General features: G+C 69.5%; 18 protein-coding genes and 1 tRNA gene. 6 read left to right on the forward strand and 13 right to left on the reverse strand.

The window, feature by feature from the left end; all coding sequences use genetic code 11:
• Nucleotides 1–21 precede the first annotated feature (21 nt).
• A complete protein-coding gene (gene moaA / locus GGQ96_RS12775; RefSeq protein ID WP_184115337.1) occupies nucleotides 22–1,035 on the forward strand; it encodes a GTP 3',8-cyclase MoaA in 1,014 nt (337 codons plus the stop codon).
• Nucleotides 1,032–1,811 (forward strand): NAD kinase, encoded by a 780-nt coding sequence (locus GGQ96_RS12780; RefSeq protein ID WP_184115339.1) that lies wholly within the window; start codon nucleotides 1,032–1,034, stop codon nucleotides 1,809–1,811. The genes moaA and GGQ96_RS12780 overlap by 4 nt, the downstream gene beginning before the upstream one ends.
• 10 nt (nucleotides 1,812–1,821) lie before the next feature.
• Here the strand turns inward: GGQ96_RS12780 and GGQ96_RS12785 are convergent, their stop codons facing one another.
• From GGQ96_RS12785 to GGQ96_RS12800, 4 genes are all read right to left on the reverse strand, one after another.
• A complete protein-coding gene (locus GGQ96_RS12785; RefSeq protein WP_184115341.1) occupies nucleotides 1,822–3,285 on the reverse strand; it encodes a hypothetical protein in 1,464 nt (487 codons plus the stop codon).
• 206 nt (nucleotides 3,286–3,491) lie between these two features.
• Nucleotides 3,492–3,566, reverse strand: a tRNA-Asn gene (locus tag GGQ96_RS12790).
• 109 nt (nucleotides 3,567–3,675) lie between these two features.
• Nucleotides 3,676–4,821 (reverse strand): glutathionylspermidine synthase family protein, encoded by a 1,146-nt coding sequence (locus GGQ96_RS12795; protein WP_184115343.1) that lies wholly within the window; start codon nucleotides 4,819–4,821, stop codon nucleotides 3,676–3,678.
• Nucleotides 4,818–5,189: a hypothetical protein gene (locus tag GGQ96_RS12800; protein WP_184115345.1), complete on the reverse strand. Its 372-nt coding sequence runs from the start codon at nucleotides 5,187–5,189 to the stop codon at nucleotides 4,818–4,820. The genes GGQ96_RS12795 and GGQ96_RS12800 overlap by 4 nt, the downstream gene beginning before the upstream one ends.
• Before the next feature lie 93 nt (nucleotides 5,190–5,282).
• Here GGQ96_RS12800 and GGQ96_RS12805 point away from each other — a divergent pair, with 93 nt between their 5' ends.
• Together GGQ96_RS12805 and GGQ96_RS12810 are read left to right on the forward strand one after the other, a co-directional pair.
• Nucleotides 5,283–5,699, forward strand: coding sequence for a secondary thiamine-phosphate synthase enzyme YjbQ (locus GGQ96_RS12805; protein ID WP_184115347.1), 417 nt, complete (start codon nucleotides 5,283–5,285; stop codon nucleotides 5,697–5,699).
• A 123-nt stretch (nucleotides 5,700–5,822) separates the two neighbouring features.
• Nucleotides 5,823–6,446: a CC0125/CC1285 family lipoprotein gene (locus GGQ96_RS12810; RefSeq protein WP_184115349.1), complete on the forward strand. Its 624-nt coding sequence runs from the start codon at nucleotides 5,823–5,825 to the stop codon at nucleotides 6,444–6,446.
• Between the two features lie 209 nt (nucleotides 6,447–6,655).
• Here GGQ96_RS12810 and secA read toward each other — a convergent pair whose 3' ends face one another.
• Together secA and GGQ96_RS12820 are read right to left on the reverse strand one after the other, a co-directional pair.
• Nucleotides 6,656–9,400, reverse strand: a complete 2,745-nt coding sequence (secA, locus tag GGQ96_RS12815) for a preprotein translocase subunit SecA (RefSeq protein ID WP_184115356.1) — start codon at nucleotides 9,398–9,400, stop codon at nucleotides 6,656–6,658.
• An 87-nt stretch (nucleotides 9,401–9,487) separates the two neighbouring features.
• The gene (locus tag GGQ96_RS12820; protein ID WP_184115358.1) at nucleotides 9,488–9,745 is read right to left on the reverse strand and encodes a hypothetical protein; all 258 of its coding nucleotides are present in this window, start codon (nucleotides 9,743–9,745) and stop codon (nucleotides 9,488–9,490) included.
• 97 nt (nucleotides 9,746–9,842) lie between these two features.
• Between GGQ96_RS12820 and argJ the strand changes: the two genes are divergently transcribed.
• The gene (gene argJ, locus GGQ96_RS12825) at nucleotides 9,843–11,063 is read left to right on the forward strand and encodes a bifunctional glutamate N-acetyltransferase/amino-acid acetyltransferase ArgJ (protein WP_184115360.1); all 1,221 of its coding nucleotides are present in this window, start codon (nucleotides 9,843–9,845) and stop codon (nucleotides 11,061–11,063) included.
• Nucleotides 11,064–11,068: 5 nt separating this feature from the next.
• Nucleotides 11,069–11,683 (forward strand): glutathione S-transferase family protein, encoded by a 615-nt coding sequence (locus GGQ96_RS12830; RefSeq protein ID WP_184115362.1) that lies wholly within the window; start codon nucleotides 11,069–11,071, stop codon nucleotides 11,681–11,683.
• 49 nt (nucleotides 11,684–11,732) lie between these two features.
• On the opposite strand, the gene trxA is transcribed toward GGQ96_RS12830, so the two are convergent.
• From trxA to GGQ96_RS12865, 7 genes are read right to left on the reverse strand one after another with little or no spacing between them, the layout of a single operon-like run.
• A complete protein-coding gene (gene trxA, locus GGQ96_RS12835) occupies nucleotides 11,733–12,053 on the reverse strand; it encodes a thioredoxin TrxA (protein WP_184115364.1) in 321 nt (106 codons plus the stop codon).
• Nucleotides 12,054–12,100: 47 nt separating this feature from the next.
• Nucleotides 12,101–15,529 (reverse strand): double-strand break repair helicase AddA, encoded by a 3,429-nt coding sequence (gene addA, locus GGQ96_RS12840; RefSeq protein WP_184115366.1) that lies wholly within the window; start codon nucleotides 15,527–15,529, stop codon nucleotides 12,101–12,103.
• Complete coding sequence (locus GGQ96_RS12845; RefSeq protein ID WP_184115368.1) at nucleotides 15,513–18,461, reverse strand: PD-(D/E)XK nuclease family protein; 2,949 nt, start codon at nucleotides 18,459–18,461, stop codon at nucleotides 15,513–15,515. Before GGQ96_RS12845 ends, addA begins: the two co-directional genes overlap by 17 nt.
• Nucleotides 18,454–19,212: a nucleotidyltransferase family protein gene (locus GGQ96_RS12850; RefSeq protein ID WP_184115370.1), complete on the reverse strand. Its 759-nt coding sequence runs from the start codon at nucleotides 19,210–19,212 to the stop codon at nucleotides 18,454–18,456. The genes GGQ96_RS12845 and GGQ96_RS12850 overlap by 8 nt, the downstream gene beginning before the upstream one ends.
• Nucleotides 19,209–20,201 (reverse strand): aminoglycoside phosphotransferase family protein, encoded by a 993-nt coding sequence (locus GGQ96_RS12855; protein WP_184115765.1) that lies wholly within the window; start codon nucleotides 20,199–20,201, stop codon nucleotides 19,209–19,211. The genes GGQ96_RS12850 and GGQ96_RS12855 overlap by 4 nt, the downstream gene beginning before the upstream one ends.
• On the reverse strand, nucleotides 20,198–20,638 hold the full coding sequence (gene tsaE / locus GGQ96_RS12860; protein WP_184115763.1) for a tRNA (adenosine(37)-N6)-threonylcarbamoyltransferase complex ATPase subunit type 1 TsaE: 441 nt from the start codon (nucleotides 20,636–20,638) through the stop codon (nucleotides 20,198–20,200). Before tsaE ends, GGQ96_RS12855 begins: the two co-directional genes overlap by 4 nt.
• A 5-nt stretch (nucleotides 20,639–20,643) precedes the next feature.
• A complete protein-coding gene (locus tag GGQ96_RS12865; RefSeq protein WP_425506703.1) occupies nucleotides 20,644–22,986 on the reverse strand; it encodes a sensor histidine kinase in 2,343 nt (780 codons plus the stop codon).
• Nucleotides 22,987–23,101 lie beyond the last annotated feature (115 nt).

The following is a 23,101-nucleotide window of genomic DNA, read 5'->3' on the forward strand; positions in this document are numbered from 1 at the left end:
CCTGCGTAGCGCGTTACGGCGATGGTGAACCATGCTGTCCCTGCCGAGCCCGCGCTGATCGATGCGCATGGCCGCGCCATCCGCTATCTGCGCATCTCCGTCACTGATCGCTGCGACCTCCGCTGCCGATACTGCATGGCGGAGACCATGACCTTCCTGCCGCGCCGGGCGCTGCTGGCACTCGAGGAGATCGCGGTCATCGCCGAACGCTTTGTCGCGCGCGGCGTCACCAAGATCCGCCTGTCGGGCGGCGAGCCACTGGTCCGCCGCGACGTGGGCGAGCTGATCCGCCGCATCGGCCGGCTGGTCGGCGATGGTCTGGACGAGCTGACGCTAACCACCAACGGCACGCGGCTGGCCGACCATGCCGCGACCCTGGTCGACGCAGGCGTGCGCCGCGTCAATGTCAGCCTGGACACGCGCGATCCCGACCGGTTCCGCTACATCACCCGGCATGGCGACGTGCACCAGGTGCTCGCCGGCATCCGCGCGGCCCAGGCGGCCGGGCTCCGCGTCAAGATCAACGCGGTCGCGCTCAGGGGGCTGAACGACGCCGAACTGCCCGACCTGCTGCAATGGTGCGTCGACGAGGGCCTCGACCTGTCGTTGATAGAGACGATGCCGCTGGGCGCCATCGACGAGGACCGGGTCGACCGGTTCCTGCCGCTGACCGTGGCCATGGAATCGCTGCAACGCCGCTTCGCCCTGGTCCGCGACACGCACCGGACCGGCGGACCGGCGCGCTACTGGCGCGTCGAGGGCAGCGACACGCGGCTGGGGCTGATCTCGCCGCTGACCGCCAATTTCTGCGACGGCTGCAACCGTGTGCGCCTGACCACCGAGGGCAAGCTGTACCTGTGCCTGGGCCATGACGACCAGGTCGACCTGAAGCATGCGCTGCGCGAGGGCGGGCTGCCCGCTCTCGACGCCGCGATCGACCAGGGTCTCGCGCGCAAGCCCGCGCGGCACGATTTCCAGATCACCGCTGGCGCCTCCCCCGCCGTGGCCCGGCACATGAGCGTCACTGGCGGATGACCCGATATCCCCGGCGCGCCCTGCTCGCCTCCCCGACCGCGCAGGCGCAGCAGGCGGCGAAATCCCTGGCGGATGCGACTGACTGGGTCGACTGGGAGGAGGCCGACATGGTCGTCGCGCTCGGCGGCGACGGCTTCATGCTCCAGACGCTTCACCGGATGCTCGAACGGCGCAAGCCGCCGGTGCCCGTGTTCGGCATGAACCTGGGCACGGTCGGCTTCCTGATGAACGAGTGGCAGTTGCACGGCCTGAACGCGCGGCTCGACATGGCGCGACCGTTCAAGGTCACGCCGCTGCAATGCACGATCACCGGCACGGACGGGCGCATCCATGTGCTGCCGGCGATCAACGAAGTGTCGCTGCTGCGCGAGACGCGCCAGACCGCCAAGCTGGAGGTCACGGTGAACAACCGCGTCGTCCTGCCCGAACTGGCCTGCGACGGCATATTGGTGGCGACGCCGGCGGGATCGACCGCCTATAATTTTTCGGCGCAGGGGCCGATCCTGCCGCTCGGCTCGAACCTGCTGGCGCTGACCCCGATCAGCCCCTTCCGCCCGCGCCGCTGGCGGGGGGCGATCCTGCCGGAAAAGGCGCGCATCACGATCCGCGCCATCCATACCGAGAAGCGCCCGGTTTCCGCGGTCGCCGACCAGCGCGAGATCCGCGACGTCGCCAGCGTCGATGTCTGCATCGACCGGGCACGCGAGCTGACCCTGTTGTTCGACCCCGAACATGCGCTGGACGACCGGATCACGATGGAACAGTTCATCGCCTGACCCGCGGGCGCTATCGCAGGTCGTTTCGCCGCCAGATGACCAGGGTCTCGTTCGTCGTGAAGAAGCGATGCGGCCGATACGCGATCGGGCGGTAATCCCGGTGTAGATCCCCGAGCAGGCGCGCCTCCATGGCCGCATTGCGGTCTGGCCGTGCCGGTGCGGTGACGGTGATGACCGTTCCCGGTCGGCGCGACATGGCCGCATCCAGCGCCACGCGCGGCGGCTCGCCCAGCGCCGCCGCCTCACGCCGTGAACTGATGTGCGCGCTAAACGGGTAGCGGGTGACGCGACAGGCATCGGTCAACTGATAATAGGCGACCGGCCCCTCAAAGACGAAGAGGCAGCGCGTCCGCACATCGGCCGGGATCGCGGCGCGGACCTGTTCGGCAATCGCGCGATCGCGCGCGCCGCTGCGCGGGATGAAGATCTGGGTATGCGCCAGCGGCCAGAGGAGCGCCAGGACGAAGACCGCCTTGCCGATCCGCCCGAATGCGAAGGCGTGCGCGATCGGCAGCGATGCCGCGAGCAGCAACGGCAAAGCATAATGCGGATAATAGCCCCCGATCGCGATGAAATCGACTGCCGCTGCCGCGACCCAACCGATCATGAAGCCGCTGTCCGCATCGATCCCGGTGCGCCCGCGCATCCGCACCCATAAGCCGAATAGGGTCAGGACGACGATCGGCAGGATCAGCAGCCAGGTTTCGGTGAACATGCCCGCGACCGCCGCATCCTGCGGTCGTCCCTTGGCGAGAATCGACAGGACATTAGCCTGCCACCAGGCGGGGAACGCGCCGATACCGGCATAGAAGGCCATCACCGCCAGCGTCGGCGACGCGCCGACGACGGCCAGCAAAGCGGTACGACGTGCGAGATTCATGGCGTCGCGCTCAGCCCGCCAGCGGCTTCCCAGATGCCAGAGCGCGAAGAAGGTCCCCTCGAAAACCGCATTGGTCTTCACCTGCACTGCCAGCCCGGCGAGCAGCATGGCGGCGATGATTCTTGTATCGGCCCCTTCCCGATTGCCTGGTCGCGACGCGCGCCACGTCAGCAGGGCAGCGGCGGCGACGGCCAGATTGTAGAAGACCGGCGACTGGGTGGTATCGCCCCACAGCTCGATTTCTCCGGCCAGGTAGAACAGCCCCGTCAGCGTCGCCGGCCCCCACCCAGTCCAGCGTTGCGCGAATAGCGCCAACACCCAGGCCGTCGCCGCGGAAAAGCCGGTGGCCACGAGCTGCGCAATCAGAAACGGATTGCCTGGGATCGCCTGAATCGCGGCGAAGAGCAGGAACAGGCCAAACGGCTTGCGATCCCAGATCGCGACATAGGGCAGCTCGCCATGCCACATCCGCTGCCCGGCCAGGAGATAAAGCTGCTCGTCTAGCCCGGCGATGGGATTGCCGAACTGTCCACGCCGCAGGATTACCGCCGCAACTAGCACGGTCAGCGCCGATAGGAGCGCCGCACGCGGCATGCCGAGGCTAAGCGCATCCCGGGGTAGCGGCCGCATGAGTGGATTTGGCGAGGCGCGACGGATCATGGCGTTCAGGGCTAGACCACCAGGGTTAACGCCGATTTAAGCCTGACCGCGACTTTATGCTGTTTCATGCGGCATATAGTATGGTGACGGCGCAGCGCGCTTCGCCTTCGGCAAAAGGCCAGCTTTTCTGTGAGAAAAGGTGGCTCCCTGAGTAGGATTCGAACCTACGGCCGCTCGATTAACAGTCGAGAGCTCTACCGCTGAGCTATCAGGGATCGTTGCCGTGCGGGGTCCTATAAAGGGCGGGAAAAATGGCGCAAGCCTGTTTTTGCAGAAAATCGTTACGCAGGCGATTTTTGCCGTGCCGCGTTTCGCGCCGCCCCCTTAGCCTTCGACGATATGCGGCACGAAGCGCGCCGTGTTGCCGGTGATGAGGCCATCCTCGCGGATGCCGATGCCGACGGGCGCGCCATCGACCATCCAGCTGCCGATGACCGGAAAGCATCCCGGCACCGGTTCCGGCAAGGGATAGAGCGCTTGGTAGACATAGCCCTCGTCGCCATATTCGCCGTCCCGCTCCGCCAGGATCGCACCGCCCCGGCGGATCGAGACATTCGCCCCCTCCCGCGACAGCAGCGGCTTGGCGACGGCGTCGCCGGACGGGATGGCGAAGCTGGCGGGGAGCAGATTGGGATGGTCGGGGAACATCTCCCACAGGATCGGCAGGATCGCCTTGTTCGACCAGAGCATCTTCCAGACCGGCTCCATCCACAGCGTGCCCCGCTCCAGGCTGTCCAGCAGCATCGGCGCGAACGCCTCCTGCGCCAGCCATTCCCAGGGGTAGAGTTTCCAGCAGGCCGTGATCGGCCGCTCCGCCTCGTCGACGAAACATCGTCGGTCATGGTCCCAGCCGATCGCTTCGATCAGCAGCGGCAACGTCTCGACACCCGCCGCCCGCGCGGTGTCGCGCAGATACGCGGCGGTGACGCTGTCCTCGCCCGCGTCGTCCTCGACATGCGCGACATGGACCGGCCCCGGCAGACAGGGCGCGATGTCCGCCCATTTGGCGATCAGCGCCTCGTGCAGCGCGTTGCACTGCCCGGCCCCGGGGAATACCGCTTCCTTCCACGTCCATTGCACCACCGCCGCCTCCAGCAGCGCGGTCGGCGTGTCGCCGTTGAACTCGAAGAGCTTGGGCGGCGTGCGGCCGTCATAGCCCAGGTCGAACCGCCCGATATTGAGCGCGGGCGGCTCCGCCTCCCAGGCGGCGCGGATCGCGGCGTGGAACGGACGGGGAATGGCGAACCGGTCGAGCAGGCGATCGCTGTCCACCACTGCCTGTCCTGCCGCCAGGAACAGGCGGTAGAGCTCGGCACTCGCCGCCTCGATCTCGGCCACCTGCGCGGCCGTGAAGATGTAGCAGGCGGATTCATCCCAATAGGGCTGGCCTTCGGCGCTGTGCCAGACCAGTCCCTCGGCCTCGACCAGCGCCTGCCAGTCGCGGCGGGGGGCGATGCTGCGGCGGATCATGCGTGGCCGCTGCCGAAGAAACGTCCTGACCCGCCGAAACCACCGCGCGACACCGCGCCCGACCGTGTGACAGCGCTGGCGACCGGCGCGCGGACATAGCGCGACGCGGTCGGCCGATAGGAGCCACCCCGCGCCCGCTCGCCCAGATAGGGCAGCGTCGCGTTACGCGCGAGGTAATACCAGCCGAAGCCGCCCCCGCCGGCATGGCGCTGCGCCTGGCTGCACTGGCTGTCGGCCACGCGCCGGCCAGACCGGTCGGTGCAGATGGCGGTGTCGCGATCCGCCGTATAGCGTTCCGGCTGGCGCTGGCACCCGCTTGCCAGCACCGCGGCGGCCATGCCGATGGTGATCCTCAGGTCGAACGTCATTCTTGTGCCTCCCCCATAGGGGCTTGATAGGACAAGGCGAGGCGGTCATCCAAGCGGCTGGAGCATGGCGACGCTTTCGGGCATGGCCGGGCGATGCGCCAAGCCACCACCCTCATCACTATCGACACGCCCGGTGCGGGCTTGCACGAATGGACCGACCGGCTGGTCGACTGGGTCAGCGCCCAGCGGTTCGAGGCCGGGCTGCTCACCCTGTTCTGCCGGCACACCTCCGCGTCGCTGCTGATCCAGGAGAATGCCGCGCCGGCCGCGCGCCGCGATGTCGAACGCTATTTCGCGCGCATCGCGCCGGAGAGCGCCGATTACGAGCATGACGATGAAGGGCCGGACGACATGCCCGCGCACCTGCGCACCGCGCTGACCCAGACACAGCTTTCCATCCCCTTGATTGGCGGGCTTTTGATGCTGGGAACCTGGCAGGGCGTGTACCTGTTCGAACATCGCAGGCAGCCGCATCGCCGGTCGGTCGCGGTGCATCTGATCGGCGATTGATGATCGGCCGCATGTCGAATCGTTCACTGAGTGCGACGGACCGAGTTCGTTCATCGACCGTTCTGCCACCAACGGCTATGACCAAGCGGTTCGCCGCATGAGCCGCGAACGGAGATGTGGAAAATGGCACTATCTTTGGGCCGCAAGGCCATGGTGGCGGCACTCGCCACCACAACCCTGATGGTCGCAGGCTGCGCGACGGAGACGCGCTACCGCCCCGCGACCGGCCAGGGCTTCAACCGCCAGGGCTATAGCGAGCGGATGATCGAGCCGGGCCGCTTCCTGGTGAGCTTCGCGGGCAATAGCGTGACCTCGCGCGATACGGTCGAGCGTTATCTGTTCTACCGCGCCGCCGAGCTGACGTTGCAGCAGGGCTTCGACTATTTCGTCATGGCCGATCGCGACACCAACCTGCAGAGCCGCACCTTCTCGACGCCGGGCGTCGGCGGTCCGTGGGGCTATGGCGGTTTCGGCGGCTATTGGGGTCCGTCGTGGCGCTATTGGGGCCGTGGCTTCGGCTGGCGGAGCTGGGACCCGTGGTACGGCGGCGGCTTTGGTGGTGGTTTCGGGGGCGGTCCGTGGGGCAACGACTTCGACGTCCGCACCATCGACCGGTACGAGGCGACGGCCGAGATCGTGATGCGCAAGGGACCGATCCCGCGCGACAACATCCGCGCCTTCGACGCGCGCAAGGTGGTCGAATCGATCGGGCCGACCGTGCAACTGCCGGAACAGCGCGCCCGCTGATCCGTCTCCGTTCGCGGACGAAAGATAGGGCCGTCGGGAGCGATCCAGGCGGCCCTTTCTTTTGTTCCCCCGCCCTTCTGTTCCCTGCGAAGGCAGGGCTCCAGCTGGAAAGGTGGTGATCAAGGACTGCATGCAACCCGCAGTCATGATCGTCCCTCGACTGTCCCCCTGCCTTAGCCGGGGAACAGTGAGGGTGATCAGCTCCTTCCTTATGCCGTCACCGCACCGTGGCAGTGCTTGTACTTCTGGCCCGAGCCACAGGGGCACGGCGCGTTGCGGCTGACCCGGCCTTCCCAGCTCGACGGGTCCTCTCCCAGGTCCGCCGATTCCGGCCGGATGATCTGAAGCGGCGGCAATTGCGTCGTGACGAAGCCACGCGTGCCGGCATCCACGTCGTTGGTATTGTCCTCACCTGTGAACGGATCGAAATGGGTGGTGAGGAAATCGGGCAGCTCCGGCAGTTCGGGCGCTGGCTGATAGGCGAAGTTGGCGTGGGCGATCGTCCGCGTCACGTCCTCGCGGATATGGTCCAGCATCCGCTGGAACAGCGAGAAGGCCTCCTGCTTATACTCGTTGATCGGCGTCTTCTGCGCATAGGCGCGCAGGTGGACGACTTGGCGCAGCGCGTCCAGGGTTGCCAGATGCTCCTTCCAGTGATGGTCGAGATGCTGGAGCAGGATCGACTTCTCGACCTGCTGCCAGGTGGTGGGATCGAGCGTCGCCGCCTTCTCCGCGACCATCGCGTCGGCCGCCTCCTGCACGCGGCTCTCGACGATCTCGGGGTCGATCGCCTCTTCCTGCAGCCACGCGTCCACCGGCGGGTGGAAGTTCAGCACCTCCGCCAGCTTCTCCTTCATGCCGGCCACGTCCCATTGCTCGGGATAGGAATTGGGCGGGCAGGCATCGCCGACGATGAGGTTGACCGTCTCGGCGCGCATGTCGGCGACCATGTCGTCGACCGACTCGGCATCCATGATGTCGGATCGCTGCTCGTAGATCACCTTGCGCTGGTCGTTCATCACGTCGTCATATTCGACGACCTGCTTGCGGATGTCGTAGTTGCGCGCTTCGACCTTCTTCTGCGCGGTCTCGATCGCCTTGGTCAGCCACTTGCTGCCGATTGCCTCGCCATCCTCCATGTTCGAGCGCATCATGCGCGCGAACAGTGTGTCGGGGCCGAAGATGCGCAGAAGATCGTCGTCCAGCGACAGGTAGAAGCGCGACAGGCCCGGATCGCCCTGACGGCCGGAACGGCCGCGCAGCTGGTTGTCGATGCGCCGGCTCTCATGCCGCTCGGTACCGAGCACGAACAGGCCGCCCGCCGCCAGCACCTCCGCCTTCTCCGCCGCGATCTCGGCGCGGACGCGTTCCGCCACCGCCTCGTAATCGGGCGTGCCGGGGTCCAGGTCGCCATATTCGTCGCTCATGCGGAATTCGAGATTGCCGCCGAGCTGGATGTCGGTGCCGCGACCCGCCATGTTGGTCGCGATCGTCACCGCCGACTTGCGGCCGGCCTGGGCGACGATATGCGCCTCCATCTCGTGATAGCGCGCATTCAGCACCTTGTGCGGCACGCCCTCCTGGCCGAGGAACTCGCTCAGCATCTCCGACTTCTCGATCGACACGGTGCCGACCAGCACCGGCTGGCCTTTGGCGGCATGCTCGCCGATCTTCTTGGCGATGGCACGGAACTTGTCGTGCGTGTCCTTGTAGAATTCGTCCTCCTCGTCGACGCGGCGCACCGGCACGTTGGTCGGGATGGAGACGACGTTGATCTTGTAGATGTCGTAGAACTCGGCCGCCTCAGTCGCCGCGGTGCCCGTCATGCCGCCGATCTTGGGATACATGCGGAAATAATTCTGGAAGGTGATCGACGCCATGGTCTGGTTCTCGGGCTCGATCGTGACGCCCTCCTTGGCCTCGACCGCCTGGTGCAGACCATCCGACCAGCGCCGGCCGTCCATCATGCGGCCGGTGAACTCGTCGATGATGACGACCTTGCCGTCCTTGACGATATAGTCGGTGTCGCGCTTGAACATCATATTGGCGCGCAACGACTGGTTCAGGTGGTGGACCACCTGCGTATTCTCGAAATCGTACAGGTTCTCGCCCTGGAGCAGCCCGGCCTGTTCCAGCATCCGCTCGGCGCGCTCGGTGCCGTCCTCGGTCAGGATGATCGACTTCTGCTTCTCATCCTTCTCGTAATCGTCGGCGGTCAGGCGCTTCACCACCGCATCGACTTGGATATAGAGTTCGGACTTGTCGTCGGTGGGGCCGGAGATGATCAGCGGCGTGCGCGCCTCGTCGATCAGGATCGAGTCGACCTCGTCGATGATCGCAAAGTTGAAGGGCCGCTGGACCATCTGCGACCGCTCGTACTTCATGTTGTCGCGCAGATAGTCGAAGCCGAACTCGTTGTTCGTGCCATAGGTGATGTCCGAGCCATAGGCGGCGCGGCGCTGCTCGTCGGTCAGGTTGGGCACGATCGTGCCGACCGACAAGCCCAGGAAATTGTAGATCCGGCCCATCTGCGCCGCGTCGCGGCTGGCCAGATAGTCGTTGACGGTGACGACGTGGACGCCCTTGCCCGGCAGGGCGTTGAGATAGGTCGCCAGCGTCGCGACCAGCGTCTTGCCCTCGCCGGTGCGCATCTCGGCGATCTCGCCGCGATGCAGGACGATGCCGCCGATCATCTGCACGTCGAAATGGCGCATTCCCATGACCCGCCATGCCGCCTCGCGCACCGTGGCGAAGGCCTCGGGCAGCAGCTGATCGAGAGTCTCGCCATTCGCCAGCCGCTCGCGGAAGCGGACGGTCTGCTGCGCCAGTTCGGCATCGTCCATCGCCTTTACGGCGGACTCGAAGCCGGCGATCTTGGCGATCAGGGGGTTGAGCGACTTGACGTAGCGGTCGTTGGACGAACCGAAAATGGATTTGGCGAGGCCACCGAACATGGAGGGACTTCCTGATACGGGAGGCCGCAGGCGGCCGATCGGCGCCGCGGCGGAATAGAGAGGAGACGGATGGAGCGAGTGGCCGCGCTATTCGCGCCGACGCGTCGCCCAGATCGGCTCGACCGCCTGTAGCGCCAGGGTGCGGCCCCAGGGCAGGGCCGCCTGCCCGGCGCGGCGCGGCATGGCCAGCGCCGGCCGGGCCGCGCCCCCCGGACGCCGCGCGGGCGCCACCGCCACCGCTGCGTGCGCCCCGGCGACCGCCTGCGCCATGTCGGGCGCGCGCACGCTGCCACCGATGCCGGTGAGCGCGGACAACAGGGCCGACAGGAGGAGGAGCAGGTTCATCGGTGGAACGACATAGGGTCGTGCGGGTAAACAGTCCATCCCACGACCGGCACGTCGCGTCTGGTGCGCGGACGCGCCCGCGATTATGGCGCGAGCCATGACTCGCTCTCCGCTCGCCACGCCCTTCCCCGCCCTGCCAGCGATCGCCGGGGTCACGCTCCATGTCGCGCGCGCGCGGTACAAGAGCTGGGACCGATGCGACCTGACCTATGTGACGCTGCCCGAGGGCACGAGCGTGGCTGGCGTGCTGACGCAGAGCCGCTGCCCCTCGCCCGAGGTGGAATGGTGTCGCGCCGCCTTGACCCTGGGCCAGGCCCGGGCGCTGGTGGTCAATGCCGGCAATTCCAACGCCTTCACCGGCCATCGCGGGCGCGCGGCGGTGGAGGCGGTGGCGGCGCGCGCCGCGGCGCATCTCGGCTGCAAGCCATCCGACGTGTTCGTCGCCTCGACCGGCGTGATCGGCGTGCCGCTGCCGATCGACAAGGCGGAGGCCGGGCTCGACGCCGCCTTCGCGGCCCAGCCGTGCGACTGGCTGGCGGCCGCCGAGACGATCGGCACCACCGACACCTATCCCAAGGGCGCCAGCGTCACCGCGATCGTCGACGGGCGCAGCGTCACGCTGAACGGGATCATCAAGGGGTCCGGGATGATCGCGCCCGACATGGCGACGATGCTGGGCTTCATCTTCACCGACGCGGCAGTCGACGCCCCCTTCCTCCAACGCGCGCTGAGCGCCGCCAACGCACCCAGCTTCTCGTGCATCACCGTCGATGGCGATACGTCGACCAGCGACACGGTGCTGGCGTTCGCGACCGGCGCGGCGGGCAACCGGATGCTGGTCGACGACGACAGCCTGGGCGCTGACGCCTTCCGCGCGGCGCTGGCCGATCTCTGCCGCCAGCTTGCGCTACTGGTGGTGCGCGATGGCGAAGGTGCGACCAAGCTGATCGAGATTCAGGTCGAGGGCGCGGAGAGCGACCGCTCGGCGCACCGGATCGCGATGAGCATCGCCAATTCGCCTTTGGTCAAGACCGCGATCGCCGGCGAGGACGCCAATTGGGGCCGCGTGGTGATGGCCGTCGGCAAGGCGGGCGAGCCGGCCGAGCGCGATCGGCTAGCGATCCGGTTCGGCACGACACAGGTCGCGCGCGACGGCCTGGCGGTCGAGGGCTATGACGAGGCGCCCGTCGCCGCGCATCTGAAGGGCGACCATGTCGAGATCGGCGTCGACCTGGGCCTGGGCGACGGCCGCGCCACGGTGTGGACCTGCGACCTGACGCATGGCTATATCTCGATCAACGCCGATTATCGGAGCTGAACGCGATGCTGACGCTCTGGGGCCGGCTGAACTCGCACAACGTCAAGAAGGTCGCCTGGTTCGCCGAGGAGCTGGGCCTGGCCTATCAGCGCCGCGACGTCGGCGGGGCGTTCGGGATGGATGCGGCCTATCTCGCGCTCAATCCCAATGCGCTGATCCCGACGATCACCGAGGCGGACGGCTTCACCCTTTGGGAGTCCAATGCGATTCTGCGCTACCTGGCGGCGAAATATGGCGGCGAGCGCTTATGGCCGGCGGACCCGGCAAGCCGGGCGCTGGCGGATCGCTGGATGGACTGGCAGTTCGGCTTCGCCGAAGCGCAGCGCGACGCCTTCGTGAACCTGGTCCGCAAGACAGAGCGTGAGCGCGATGCGCACGCGGTGGCCGCCGCAGCCGCGAGAGCAGGCGCGATGATGGCCATCCTGGACGAGCAATTGTCACGCACGCCCTGGCTGTCGGGCGAGTCGTTTGGCCTGGGCGACGTGCCGATGGGCGTCTATGCACATAGCTGGTTCACGCTCGCGATCGAGCGGCCCGACCGCCCCCATGTCGCGCGCTGGTATGCAAGCCTGCAATCGCGGCCGGGCTATGCCGCCAATGTCATGATCCCGCTCACCTGATTGGAAGAACCGGTCCCTCCCCCTGCACGGAGGAGGGCCGGAGACGCGATCAAATCGCTTGTTCGAGCCAGCTCTTGATCCGGCCCTTGGGCTCCGCGCCGACCTTGGTGGCGGCGGGAACACCGCCCTTGAACAGGATCATCGTCGGAATGCCGCGCACGCCATAGCGGCCGGGCGCATCGGGATTGTCGTCGATGTTGAGCTTGGCGATCGTCACCTTCTCGCCCAGCTCATCGGAAATCTCTTCCAGCGCCGGGCCGATCATCTTGCACGGGCCGCACCATTCGGCCCAGAAATCGACCAGCACGGGGGTATCGGCATTCAGCACGTCGTCGGTGAAGCTGGCGTCGGTGATCGTCTTGGTGGGCATGATGTGACTCCTTGTACGTGTCGATCTGGGGAAAATCGTGGACCGTCTCAACCCCCGGCGGAAGAGCTTTGCTCCGCCGCGGGAAAGCCGGGCTTGTGGCGGGCGATCTGGTCGGGGGTCAGCGTGACCAGCAGCGGCCCCGCCGTGTAGAGCAACGACGCCTCGACCGGCCGCCCCGGGAACACAACCGAAAGCGCCGCGACATAGCCGGCCATCTGGCGGATATGATAGTCGGGCGGCACGTCCGGCACGCGTCGGCCGGTCTTGAAGTCGACCACTCGAATCGTATCGCCAATGAGCAGCCGATCGACCTGGCCCGACACGACGAAGCCACCCGAGATCGTCGCCGCGATCGGCGCCTCGGCCAGGCTGTCCGGGCCGAACAGCGCGGCGAAGCGCGGATCGTCGATCACCGAGAGCGCCGCTTGGGCCAACCGCGCCCGTTCGTCCGCATCCGCCACCGCTCCGGCGGTTGCCAGCCATCGCTCGGCCGCTCCGACCCGCGCCGCAGGCGAGACCGTTGGCAAGCGCTCGAACAGGGCATGGAGCAGCCGGCCCCGTTCCGCCGCGGCACGCATGGCGGCGGTCGGCGGCGGATCGGCGACCAGGTCCTCGCCCATCGCCGATGGCGCGAGGGGGCGCGACGGACGCGACTCCTTCGGGGCGGGCGTGCGGCTCCAGTCGGGCAGCGGCGCGGGCTCCGCCAGCTCCGGAGCCATCACCGCGCCGCGACGGGCCGCGACGGGCGCACCCTCCGCATAGACCCGCTCGCCCTCGCCCGCCGGAACGCCGAGCGTGTCCAGCCCGTGCGCGGCGGCGGCATACCAGCTCGCCGGCGGCGGCGCGCCCCGGGCCTTCGGCCCGAGCGCGCCAGCGATCACCAGCCGTTCCTCCGCCCGCGTCGCGGCAACGTAGAACAGCCGCCAATGCTCCTCCAGCTCGGCCGCTTCGGCCTGTGCCTTGACCTCGTCCAGCGGCCCGCCCCGCTCGGCCGCCCGGGGCGGAAAGACGGGCAAGGGCGCGGCCCCCGGCTCGGGCGACCAGCGCAAGGTCGTGCGCGGGCTCTGCGTCGGATCGACCGTCGCATCGGCCAAAATCACCAGCGGTGCCTGCAATCCCTTCGCCCCGTGGGCGGTCATCACCCGCACCGCGTCGAGCGGGGCGGAGGGATCGCGAACGATCTCGACGTCGCCGCGATCGAACCAGTCGAGGAAACGCTGGAGCGACGGCGTCGTCATATGTTCGAAGGTCAGCGCCGCCGACAACAATTCCTCGATCGGATCGCGCGCCTCCGCGCCCAGCCGCGCCAGCAGTTTGCGCCGCCCGCCCAGCGGCCCCGACAGCAATTCCTCCAGGAACTGATAGGGGGTGGTGAAGTCGGCGCGGTTGAGGATCAGCCGGAGCGGCGCGATGCGATCCTCGGACAGGGTCTGGGTCAGGTGCCGCCACAAACTGCCATGCGTGCGCGGCGCGGCGCGCATCAGATCGTCCTGGCTCCAGCCGATCAGCGGCGAAACCAGCAGGCTGGCGAGCGACAGGTCGTCGTCGGGCTGAAGCGCGAAACGGACTGCCGCCAGCAGGTCCTGCACGGCCAGTGGCGAATTGAGGCGCAGACGGTCCACGCCCGCCACCGGCACGCCTTCGGCATAGAGGCGCGCGACCAGCAACGAGGCGAGTTCGCCGCGCCGCTTGACCAGGATCATCACGTCCTCGGGGCGCAAGGGCCGCGCCTTGGACCCGAGCACCAGTCCCTCGTCCAGCCAGCGCCGCACCACACGGGCGACATCGCCGGCCAGCTTGCGCACGGCGTCGTCGACCCAGCCTTCCTCGTCTTCCTCCGAACCGCCCGCGATGACGGGCGGCCAGAGCGCGACATGGCCGGGGCCGGCCACCTCGCTGGCATGATCCTCCATCCGTCCGATCGCGCCCAGCCCCGGCTCGGGCACTGCGGCGACCGCCGCGTCGACGAAGCGCAGGATGCCCCGGGTCGAGCGGAAGCTGTGGGTCAGCGACAGCCGCTCGAAGGGGAGGCCGCGCTCATGCTCGGGCCAGTCATCATCGCCCAGCGCCTCCAATGCGCGGCCACCGAAGCGTCGCTCGGCCCAGGCGAAGTTGATCGGGCTCGTGCCTTGAAAGCCGAAGATCGCCTGCTTCCAGTCGCCGACCGTGAACAGCGTGCGGGTGCGCGGCGCATAGATGCCGCGCCCGACGAAGAACTCGTCCGCCACTGCGCTGACGATGCGCCATTGGTTCAGGTTGGTGTCCTGCGCCTCGTCGATCAGGACATGCTCGGTGACCTGGTCGAGCTTGTAGCGCACCCACTCGCCCACCCCCGGCTGTTCGAGCAAGCTGACGGTGACGCGGATCAGATCGTCGAAGTCGACGCCCCCCACCTGCCGCTTCGCCCGGTCATAGGCGCGGGCATAGTCGCGCCCGACGCTCAAGCCCGCCGCCAGCAGATCGGCATATGCGGCACGGGTCGCCAGCGACAGCAGCGCGGCGCATTGCCCATGGAAGCGGCTGGCGGTCTCCGCATAGTCCGCCTCCTGCGGTGCCTGCCCCTTGGCGAAGGAGCGCGGTTCCCCATCCGCGCGCGCCCACACTGCATGGAGGTCGGCGAGCGTCGCCGCGCGCTCCTCCGGCTCCCGGGCCAGCCAGGCGGCGATCGCATCGGCGCGGGCCAGGCCGTTCTTGGTGCCCCAGGCGGCGTTCTGCGCGGCGAGACGCTTCAAGGCAGCCTCGTCGAAGGTTGCGCATTCCGCCGCCACCGCCTCGCCGACATCGCCCGGCGGCAGGTCGAGCTGGCGGCGCAGATACGGGGCGATGCCCGCGGGCAGCGCCTCCAGTGCGGCGAGCGAGCGGGCGCAGGCGATCAGGAATCCTTCCGCCCCGCCCTCGCCCAGCCTGAGGCTCAGCGCGCCGATCGTGTCGACCACCGCGCCCCGTCCCTCGCGCTCGGCCTCCGTCAGCATCTGCGCCAGCGCCTCGCGCGCCAGCACGGCTTCCTCGCGCGCCTCGAGCGGGCGGAAGCCGGGTGCCAGACCCGCCTCGACCGGAAAGGCGGCGAGCAGGCCCTGGCAGAAGCCGTGGATGGTCTGGATGCGCAGGCCCCCGCCCGGCGCGTCGAGCACCTTGGCGAACAACGTGCGGGCACGCGCGCGCTGCTCCGGATCGGCGCTTTCGCCCAGGGCGTATAGGTCGTTGGCGAGGTCGGTGTCGGCCATCCGCACCCAGGCGGCAAGCCGCTGGCTGATCCGGTGCGCCATCTCCGCCGCTCCCGCCTTGGTGAAGGTCAGGCACAGGATCGCGGACGGATCGACGCCCTTCAGGAGCAGGCGGAACACGCGGGCGGACAGCACCTGTGTCTTGCCGGTGCCGGCCGAGGCGGACAGCCAGACATGCGCATGCGGATCGCTGGCGGCGGCCTGCTGGCCCTTAAGCCGAGGAAGCGGACGGAGTTCAGCGGTCACGGCCATACCATTCGTCGCGACGCATCAACTGGTCGTATTCCGCGAAAGGAGCATATTCGGGCACCAGCTTGGCGGTGAAGGGCGCATCGCCGGTCAGCCATTCGCCGGCGACATCGGTGAAGTTGGCGGCGGCGATGCTGACGAATTCGTCGGTCACGATCTTGTCGCGCTTGCCGGCCGCATCGCATGGGCTCTCGATGAAACCGAAGGCGTCGCGCTTCTTGGCCAGCGACCAATATTCGAACGCGGTCGCGCGGCCCGTTACCCCCTCGAACCCGCCGCGCTCGGCGATCAGGCCGAGCAGGCCGAGTTGCAGGCTGAACCCGCTTCGCACCGCGGCCGCGCTCGGCGGCTTGCCGGTCTTGTAGTCGATGATGCCCAACCCGTCGGCCAGCCGGTCGATCCGGTCGAAGCGGCCGGACAGGCGGACGCCGGCGATGTCGATTGCGCCCTTGCCCTCCGCCGCCAGCACCTGCCGCCCCTGCGCCGCCATCGCCTCCACTTCGGCGGCGATCCAGTCGATCGCCTCGCGCAGGCGGGGCTGCCAGAGCGCACGGAGCAAGGGATGCACCTCCGCCTCGGCGAGCATCTTCATCGCGCGCGGGCGCAGCGCGTGCGGCGCGCAGCGATCCTCCGTCCACCAGGCTTCGAGGATCGCATGGACAGCGGTGCCGCGCCAGGCCGCGGTCGGATCGGCGTCGACGGGGTCGAGCGGCATCAGCCGCAGCACGCGCCGCGCGTAGAAGGCATAGGGGTCGGCCTTCAGCCGGTCGACCTCGGTGACGGAAATCGCCTTCGGCCGTTGCGCGACCGGCGGCGACGGATGTGGCCGCTCGGCCGGCACCGGGATGCCGGCATCGTCGAGCGCCCGCGTCCATCCCTCCAGCGCCGTGTCGCGCACGAAGCGGTCGCCGGCCATCGCCTGAAGCCGCAACCACAGTCGCGAGGCCAGGGCGGGCGCCGAGGCGTCGCGCCTGGCGCGGGTGATCAGCACCTGCGGCGCGCCCAGACCTTGCGCGAAATCATGCGCGGCGACGCCGATCCGCCGCTCCAGCCCGGACAGGCCGAGCGCGGTGCGGATGCGTGGGGCGAGCCATGGGTCGGGCGCCGGCCGGCCGGGCCACACCCCCTCGTTCAGCCCGCCCAGGACCATCAGGTCGGCGGTCTGCAACCGCGCCTCGATCAGGCCGTAGATGGCGAGACGCGGATGCCCCAGGCCGGGGGGGATGCGGACCGGCACTTCGTCCAGCAAGGTGCGGAGCAGCGCCGGCATCTCGGTCGGCTCGACCAGCGCGGGCCCCGCCCCCGCCTCGGCTTCCAGGTCGGCGATGAAGTCAGCCGCCGCGCGCCCGGCCGGCCCCGACCATAGCGCGTCGCCGCACAGCGTCTGCGCCGCTTCGCGCAGGCACGCGATGAAACCCGCCAGCGGTTGCGCGCCGCTGTCGAACGTGTGGCCGACCGGCGCCAGCACCGGCTTCGCCTCGGCCCAGAAATGCCCCGCCGGGCCGTCGGGCGCCAGCCCATCCAGGCCGGCGGGCGGACGTGGCCCGCGCAGCGCCCGGTCGAGCGCGCGCACCCCGTCCAGCCAGCGGAGGCGATCCTCGGCACGGACCAGCGGATGCTTGAGCAGGGCGAGCAGCGCCAGCGGCGCGAAGCGCTGCGCCGCCGCCTCCGCGAGCGCGAGCAGCAACGTGCCCGGCGGTTGCAGCGACAGCGGCTGCCCGGCGCTGTCCGCGACATCGATGCCCCAGCGTCGACAATGGACCGCGACGCGGCGCGCCAACGCGCGGTCGGGGGTGACCAGCGCGGCGGTCTTGCCGGGTTCCTCCAGCGCCTGGCGCAGCGTCAGGGCGATCGCCTGCGCCTCGTCGGCCGGAATCGGCAGCTCGACCGCACGTACGCCCGACAGCCGGCGATCGGCGGCGGCGAGATGGGTCCAGCGGCCGGTGAACTCGGCCGGCGCCAGCGCATTGGCGATCGCCCGGCCGCGCGCCGGATCGGAATCCGCGCCCGAGCCGGCCGGACTCCCGCCGCGCCACGCCCGCACCTCGCCGCGCGCGACGCCCATCCGGTCGAGCATCTGCTTCAGATGGAATTGGGGATGCGTCTCGATCGAACGCGGCACATGGTCGGTGACCGGATCGGCCGGATGCGGCCCCAGCGCGTCCCATTCCTCTCCGGCCATGTCGAGGTCGAGGCCGGCGAACACCACCTGCCCTTCCGCCATCTCCGACACGCAGCGCAGCAACCGCGCCACCGCCGGCGCGGCGTCGGTGATGCCGGCCGCGCAGACGAAGCCGGGCGGCGGCGCGGTCCGCCAGCGCGCCTCCAGCCGGCCGAGCAGCCGGGCGCGCCGGTCCGCCGCGTCGATCCGGCCGAGCCGCGCCAGTTCGCCCGGCCAGCGGTCGAGCACGATGCGGAAGGTGGAGAGCGCGCGGTGCCAATGCTCGGTCAGCTCCGGGCCCAGATCGAGTTCGGCGAGGCGGGTAGGCGGCACTTCCTCGACCAGCAACTGGTCCAGCGTGCGCGCCAGGTCTCCGGCCAAGCGCACCGCTTCGGCCGCCGGCACCGGCTGGCCGGCGCGGGCGCGTTCCTCGCCGACCAGCCGCGCCAGGATCATCCGCCGCGCATAGGGGGCGATGGCGGGCGGCGGCGGCTCGGCCTCGTCGGCTGCGTCCAGCGCCGCGCCGACCGCCTCGCCCAGGTCGGGATCGCCCAGCGGCACCAGGCGCGGCAACAGCAGGCCGCCGCCGCTGGCGCGAACGAACGCCTCGGTCACCGCGCGCGCCGCGCGATTGTTGGGCAGCAGGATCAGCCCACGCGCCAGTTGCGTCACGTCGCGCCCGCGCATCAGCCCGGCGACCAGCGCGTCCGCGAAGGCGCGGTGCGCGGGGATGGTGTAGAGCCGGGGCCGCGCGGCCGCGGGCGCCTCAGCCATCGTGCAGGATCGCCTCTGTCCGCGGGATCGCGCGCGGCGTACCGACATCGAACCACAAGCCCTGATGCACTTGGCCGAACGCCCGCCCGGCCGCGATGGCCCGGTCCCAGAACAGGTTGGTCGAGAACGGCCCCTCCGGCCAGTCGGCGATCAGCCGGGGATGGAAGATCTGCACGCCGGTATAGGCGAAGGGCGCGACCGTCCCCGGCCGCCGCCGCCGCGTGATCCGGCCATCGGGAGCGAGATGGAAATCGCCCGATCCTTTATGGTTGTGCGCGCGCGCCAAAGGCACCATCAGAAGCAGCGCGTCCATCGCGTCGCCATCCCAGCGCGAGGCGAGCAGCTTCAGCGCGTCGACCGGGCCGTCGATCCACAGATTGTCGCTGTTGATGACGTAGAGCGGATCGTCGCCGAGTAGCCCGCGCGCCTGGACCAATCCGCCGCCCGTCTCCATCAATCGCGCCCGCTCGTCGGAGATGGCGACCTCGATCCCCTTGATCCGGTGGGTGACGTGCGCCTCCAGCGTGTCCGCCAGGTAATGGACGTTGACCACCGCGCGCGCCACGCCGGCATCCTTCAGCCGGTCGAACACATGATCGATCAGCGGCTTGCCCGCCACCTCGATCAGCGGCTTCGGGCGCACCGCGGTCAATGGCCGCATCCGCTTGCCGAGACCCGCCGCCATCACCATCGCCGTCCGGGGCACCGCGCCGCCCGGATCGGGCCGCAGCCGCCATTGCCGCCGGCTCATGCGCCGGTCTCTGGAACAGTCCCGGTCGCGATGCGCAGCGGATCGCCGCGCCGGTCGGCGGGAATGTTGGCGTCGAACCAGCGCTTGACCGGCGCCAGCACCGGCTGGTCCAGGTCGCGCTCCAGATAGGCCCAGACGCGCGGGCACAGGCCGGCATAGCGCGGCTTGCCATCGCGCTTCCACAGCCGCGCGAAGATGCCGACGATTTTGGCGTTCCGCTGCGCGCCGAGGACGTGATAGGCTGCCATGAAAGCCTCGCCCGCGCCGGTCGCTGCGCGATAGCGGTCGAGCATCGCCGCCTCCACCGACGGCGGCACGTCACGCCGCGCGTCCTGGAGAAGGGACACGAGGTCATAGGCAGGATGCCCGGCGAGCGCGTCCTGGAAGTCGAGCAGGCCGAGCCGCCGCGCGCTGCCGACCAGCATCAGATTCTCGGCATGATAGTCGCGCAGCACGGTCACCGGCTCGGCCGCCAACGCATGATCGAACACCGCGTCCCACGCCGCGTGATAGCTGTCCGCATCCAGCGCCAGCCCGACGGCCGGGCCGTACCATTCGGGCAGCAGGGCGACCTCCCGGTGCAGCACGGCGCGGTCATAAGGTTCGAGCCCCTCGACCGGGTGCCGGGCGAGCTCGACCAGCAGGTCGACCGCGTCCGCATAGAGCGCCTGCTCGACGGACGGATCGGCATCCACCGTCTCGCGCAGCCGCACGTCGCCCAGGTCCGCAAGCAGCACCAGCCCCTGCGCGGCGTCGAGCGCCAGGATCGCCGGCGCCAGGAAGCCGCGGGCGTCGAGCCAGCGGGCCATGGCGACGAAGGGCGCGCTGTCCTCGTGCGGCGGCGGCGCGTCCATCAGCACGGCGCTGCGCCTGCCGTCGGTGACGCGGAAATAGCGGCGAAACGAGGCGTCGCCGGCCAGCGGCGCGACGGCGGCATCGCCCCAGCCATGGGCGGCGAGAAAGGCGGCGGCGCCCGCCGGCGGAATCATATCGGCCATCGCTGTTCCCATGCCGTCGGCACCTCGGCTGTCAAGCGCCGGCCGCCCGCCGGATCGATTGCCAGCGTCAGCGCCAGCGCCTCGGGCCAGGCGGCGGGGTCGGCCCGCTCTGGCCATTCGACCAGCAACAGTCCGTCAACGCGCTCGTCTTCGAGGCCAAGTTCCTCGACTTCCTCGGGATCGTCGAGCCGGTAGAGATCGACATGCAGCACCGGCAGCGTCACTTCGGGCGGCCGGTAGGGCTGGACGATCGCGAAGCTCGGGCTCGGCGCCTCGCCCGCCAGGCCAAGCGCGGCGAGCAGGCCGCGCGCGATGCTGGTCTTGCCCGCGCCCAGCCCGCCGCTCAACGTGACGACGTCGCCCGCTCGCACCATCGTCGCCAGCCGCGCGCCGAACGCCTCGGTCGCGGCGGCGTCCACCAGTCGCATGTCGCTCATCGCCTCGGCAGCTCCACGGTCACCAACGTCCCCTCGCCCGGCTCCGACACCAGGGCGATCGTGCCGCCATGCGCCTCGACGAACTGCTTGGCGAGCGGCAGGCCCAGCCCCAGCGCGCGTTCGCCGCCGGGTTGCAGATGCGGCTCGGCGAAGCGGTCGAAGGCGCGCTCGACATTCTCTGGTTCCAGCCCGGGCCCGTTGTCGGACACGACGATCCGCGCCCGGCCGGCATTGCCATCGGCATGGAGCAGGATGCGCCCGCCATCGGGCAACGCCCCCAGGGCATGGCGAAGCAGATGCTCGATCACCTCGCGCAGCCGCTGCGCGTCGCCCTGCACCCGGCCGACCGAGCGCGCGACCTCCACCGCCAGGTCGATGCGATGGCGACGGATCGCCGGTCGCAGCGCCTCCGCCGCCGCGCGCGCGACCTCGGCCAGGTCGACGTCGCCCTTCTCGATCTCCGCGCCCTCGTCGCCCAGGGTGAGGTCGAGCACGTCATCGACCAGCACGGTCAATCGCTCGACCGAGTCGAGGATCGCCTCCAGATAATCGTCGGCCTGGCGCGGCAGCTTGCCGGCATAGCCGCCATGCAGCATCTCGGCGAAGCCGCTGATCGAGGTCAGCGGCGTCTTCAGCTCGTAGCTCATATTGGCGACGAACTGCGTCTTGACCCGGTGCGCCGCCTCCAGCGCATCGGCGCGTTCGCGCAAGGCCTGTTCGGCGCGGCGCGAGTCGGTGATGTCGAGCATGGTGAACAGCGCGTTACCGTCGGGCAGCGGCACACCGGCGAACTCGAAGTGCCGCCCGTCCGCCAGCACGATGCTGCCGCCGCGCTGTTGGCGCTCGTTGGTCGCGGAGCGGACCAGGTCGGGGATCACCATCGCGCGCTCGGGCGCCTTCAGGCGCGGCGCAATCCGCTCGGCGAAGGCGTCGACGCGCGGGTGCGAGGACAGAAACTCCTCCTCCACGCCCCATAGCGCGCGGAAGCGGTTGTTCCATAGCTGCAGCCGGCCGTCGGCGGCGAACACGCCCAACGCCTCCGACAGATTGTCGAAGGTCGCGGTGCGGACGCGCAGCAGCGTGTCGCGTGACGAGGCGAGCTGGACCTGCTCGGTCCGGTCCTCGAAGATCAGCAACAGGCCGCCATCCGGCAGCGGCTGGCCGACGACGCGCAGATGCGTACCGCCGCGCAGATGCCAATGTTCCTCGACCGCCTCGTCAGTCAGCATGAACCATTCGCGCCGCTCCGCCTTCCAGCCGGGGAAATCGCGCACCTCGGGCAGGCGGCCGACGTCGCGCATCCGCTCCAGCACCCGGTCGAATTCAGGTCGGTCGGCCAGCCATTCGGCACGCATCGCGAACATGCGGCGAAAGGGCTGGTTGCAGAACACCAGCGAATGATCCGGCCCGAATTGCGCCACCGCCGCCGACAGCCGGTCGAGCATCCCGCGCTGCGCCTCGGCGAAGCGCTTCGCGCCGCTGCGCGCCTGTTCCAGCTCCTCGATGTCGACCGCGAAGCCGGCGACGCCGCCGGTCGGCAACGGCACGTCGAATACGCGCAGCGTCCGCCGGTCGCCCGCGATGGTCGCGGGCACGACCTGCTCGCTCGGCCGGCCGGAGGCGCGCGCCGCCTTGGCGCCGGCGATCGGGCCGCCACTGCCCATATCCTCGATCAGCTCGAGCTGGCGGGTGACCACGTCGGCGGCATCGCGCCCCTCGACCGCCTCGACATAGGCGGAATTGACCATGGTCAGCCGCAACTCGCCGTCACGATACCACATCGGTAACGGCGACGCCTCGATCAGCCCGGTCAGCGCTTCATAGGCCGCGCCCAGCCGCGCCGCCTCCGCACCCAGCCGGTCGATCTCGCTGAGCGACTCGGTGGCGTCGAACGCCCAGACGATGACCCCGCCGGTCGCGCCCAGCTCGGCCGGCGCACGGTCGCCGCGCATGGTGATGACCCGTTGCGAGCCCCGGGGCCGGATCGCTCGCTGGAAGCCCCGCCCGGCGCGCTGCGCGGCCTGCACGTCCGCGTCCAGCCCGGCTGCCTCCGCCTCGGACAGGCCGCCGCCCTCGGCCAGTTCAGCGAGGGTCATGGCTGGCTGGGCCAGGCCGAACCAGTCGGCCATGCGGCGCGGCATCTCGACCCGGCCGTCAGCGCCGATCAGCATCACCGTGGTCGGGCTGACGCGCAGCATCGCCTGGAGGCGGACATTGTCGAGCCATGCCGCCGCCGCCTCGCGCCGCGCCTTCAAGCCGGCGACCAGCAGCAGGACGGCCACGAGCAGCGCCGCGAAGAGCAGCGCCCCCATCGCCGCCGCCATTCCGTAGGTCAGCATCATCGTCGTGGCAGCTTCACCGTCATTCCAAGCGTCTTAGGCAAGCCATGGGCCGGGGGGAAGCCGTCGCAGCGACACGCCGCCGTCTTGCCGCCGGCTGAACGGGCGCATAGCA

It is taken from the genome of Sphingomonas abaci (assembly GCF_014199625.1).
Lineage (GTDB): Bacteria > Pseudomonadota > Alphaproteobacteria > Sphingomonadales > Sphingomonadaceae > Sphingomonas > Sphingomonas abaci.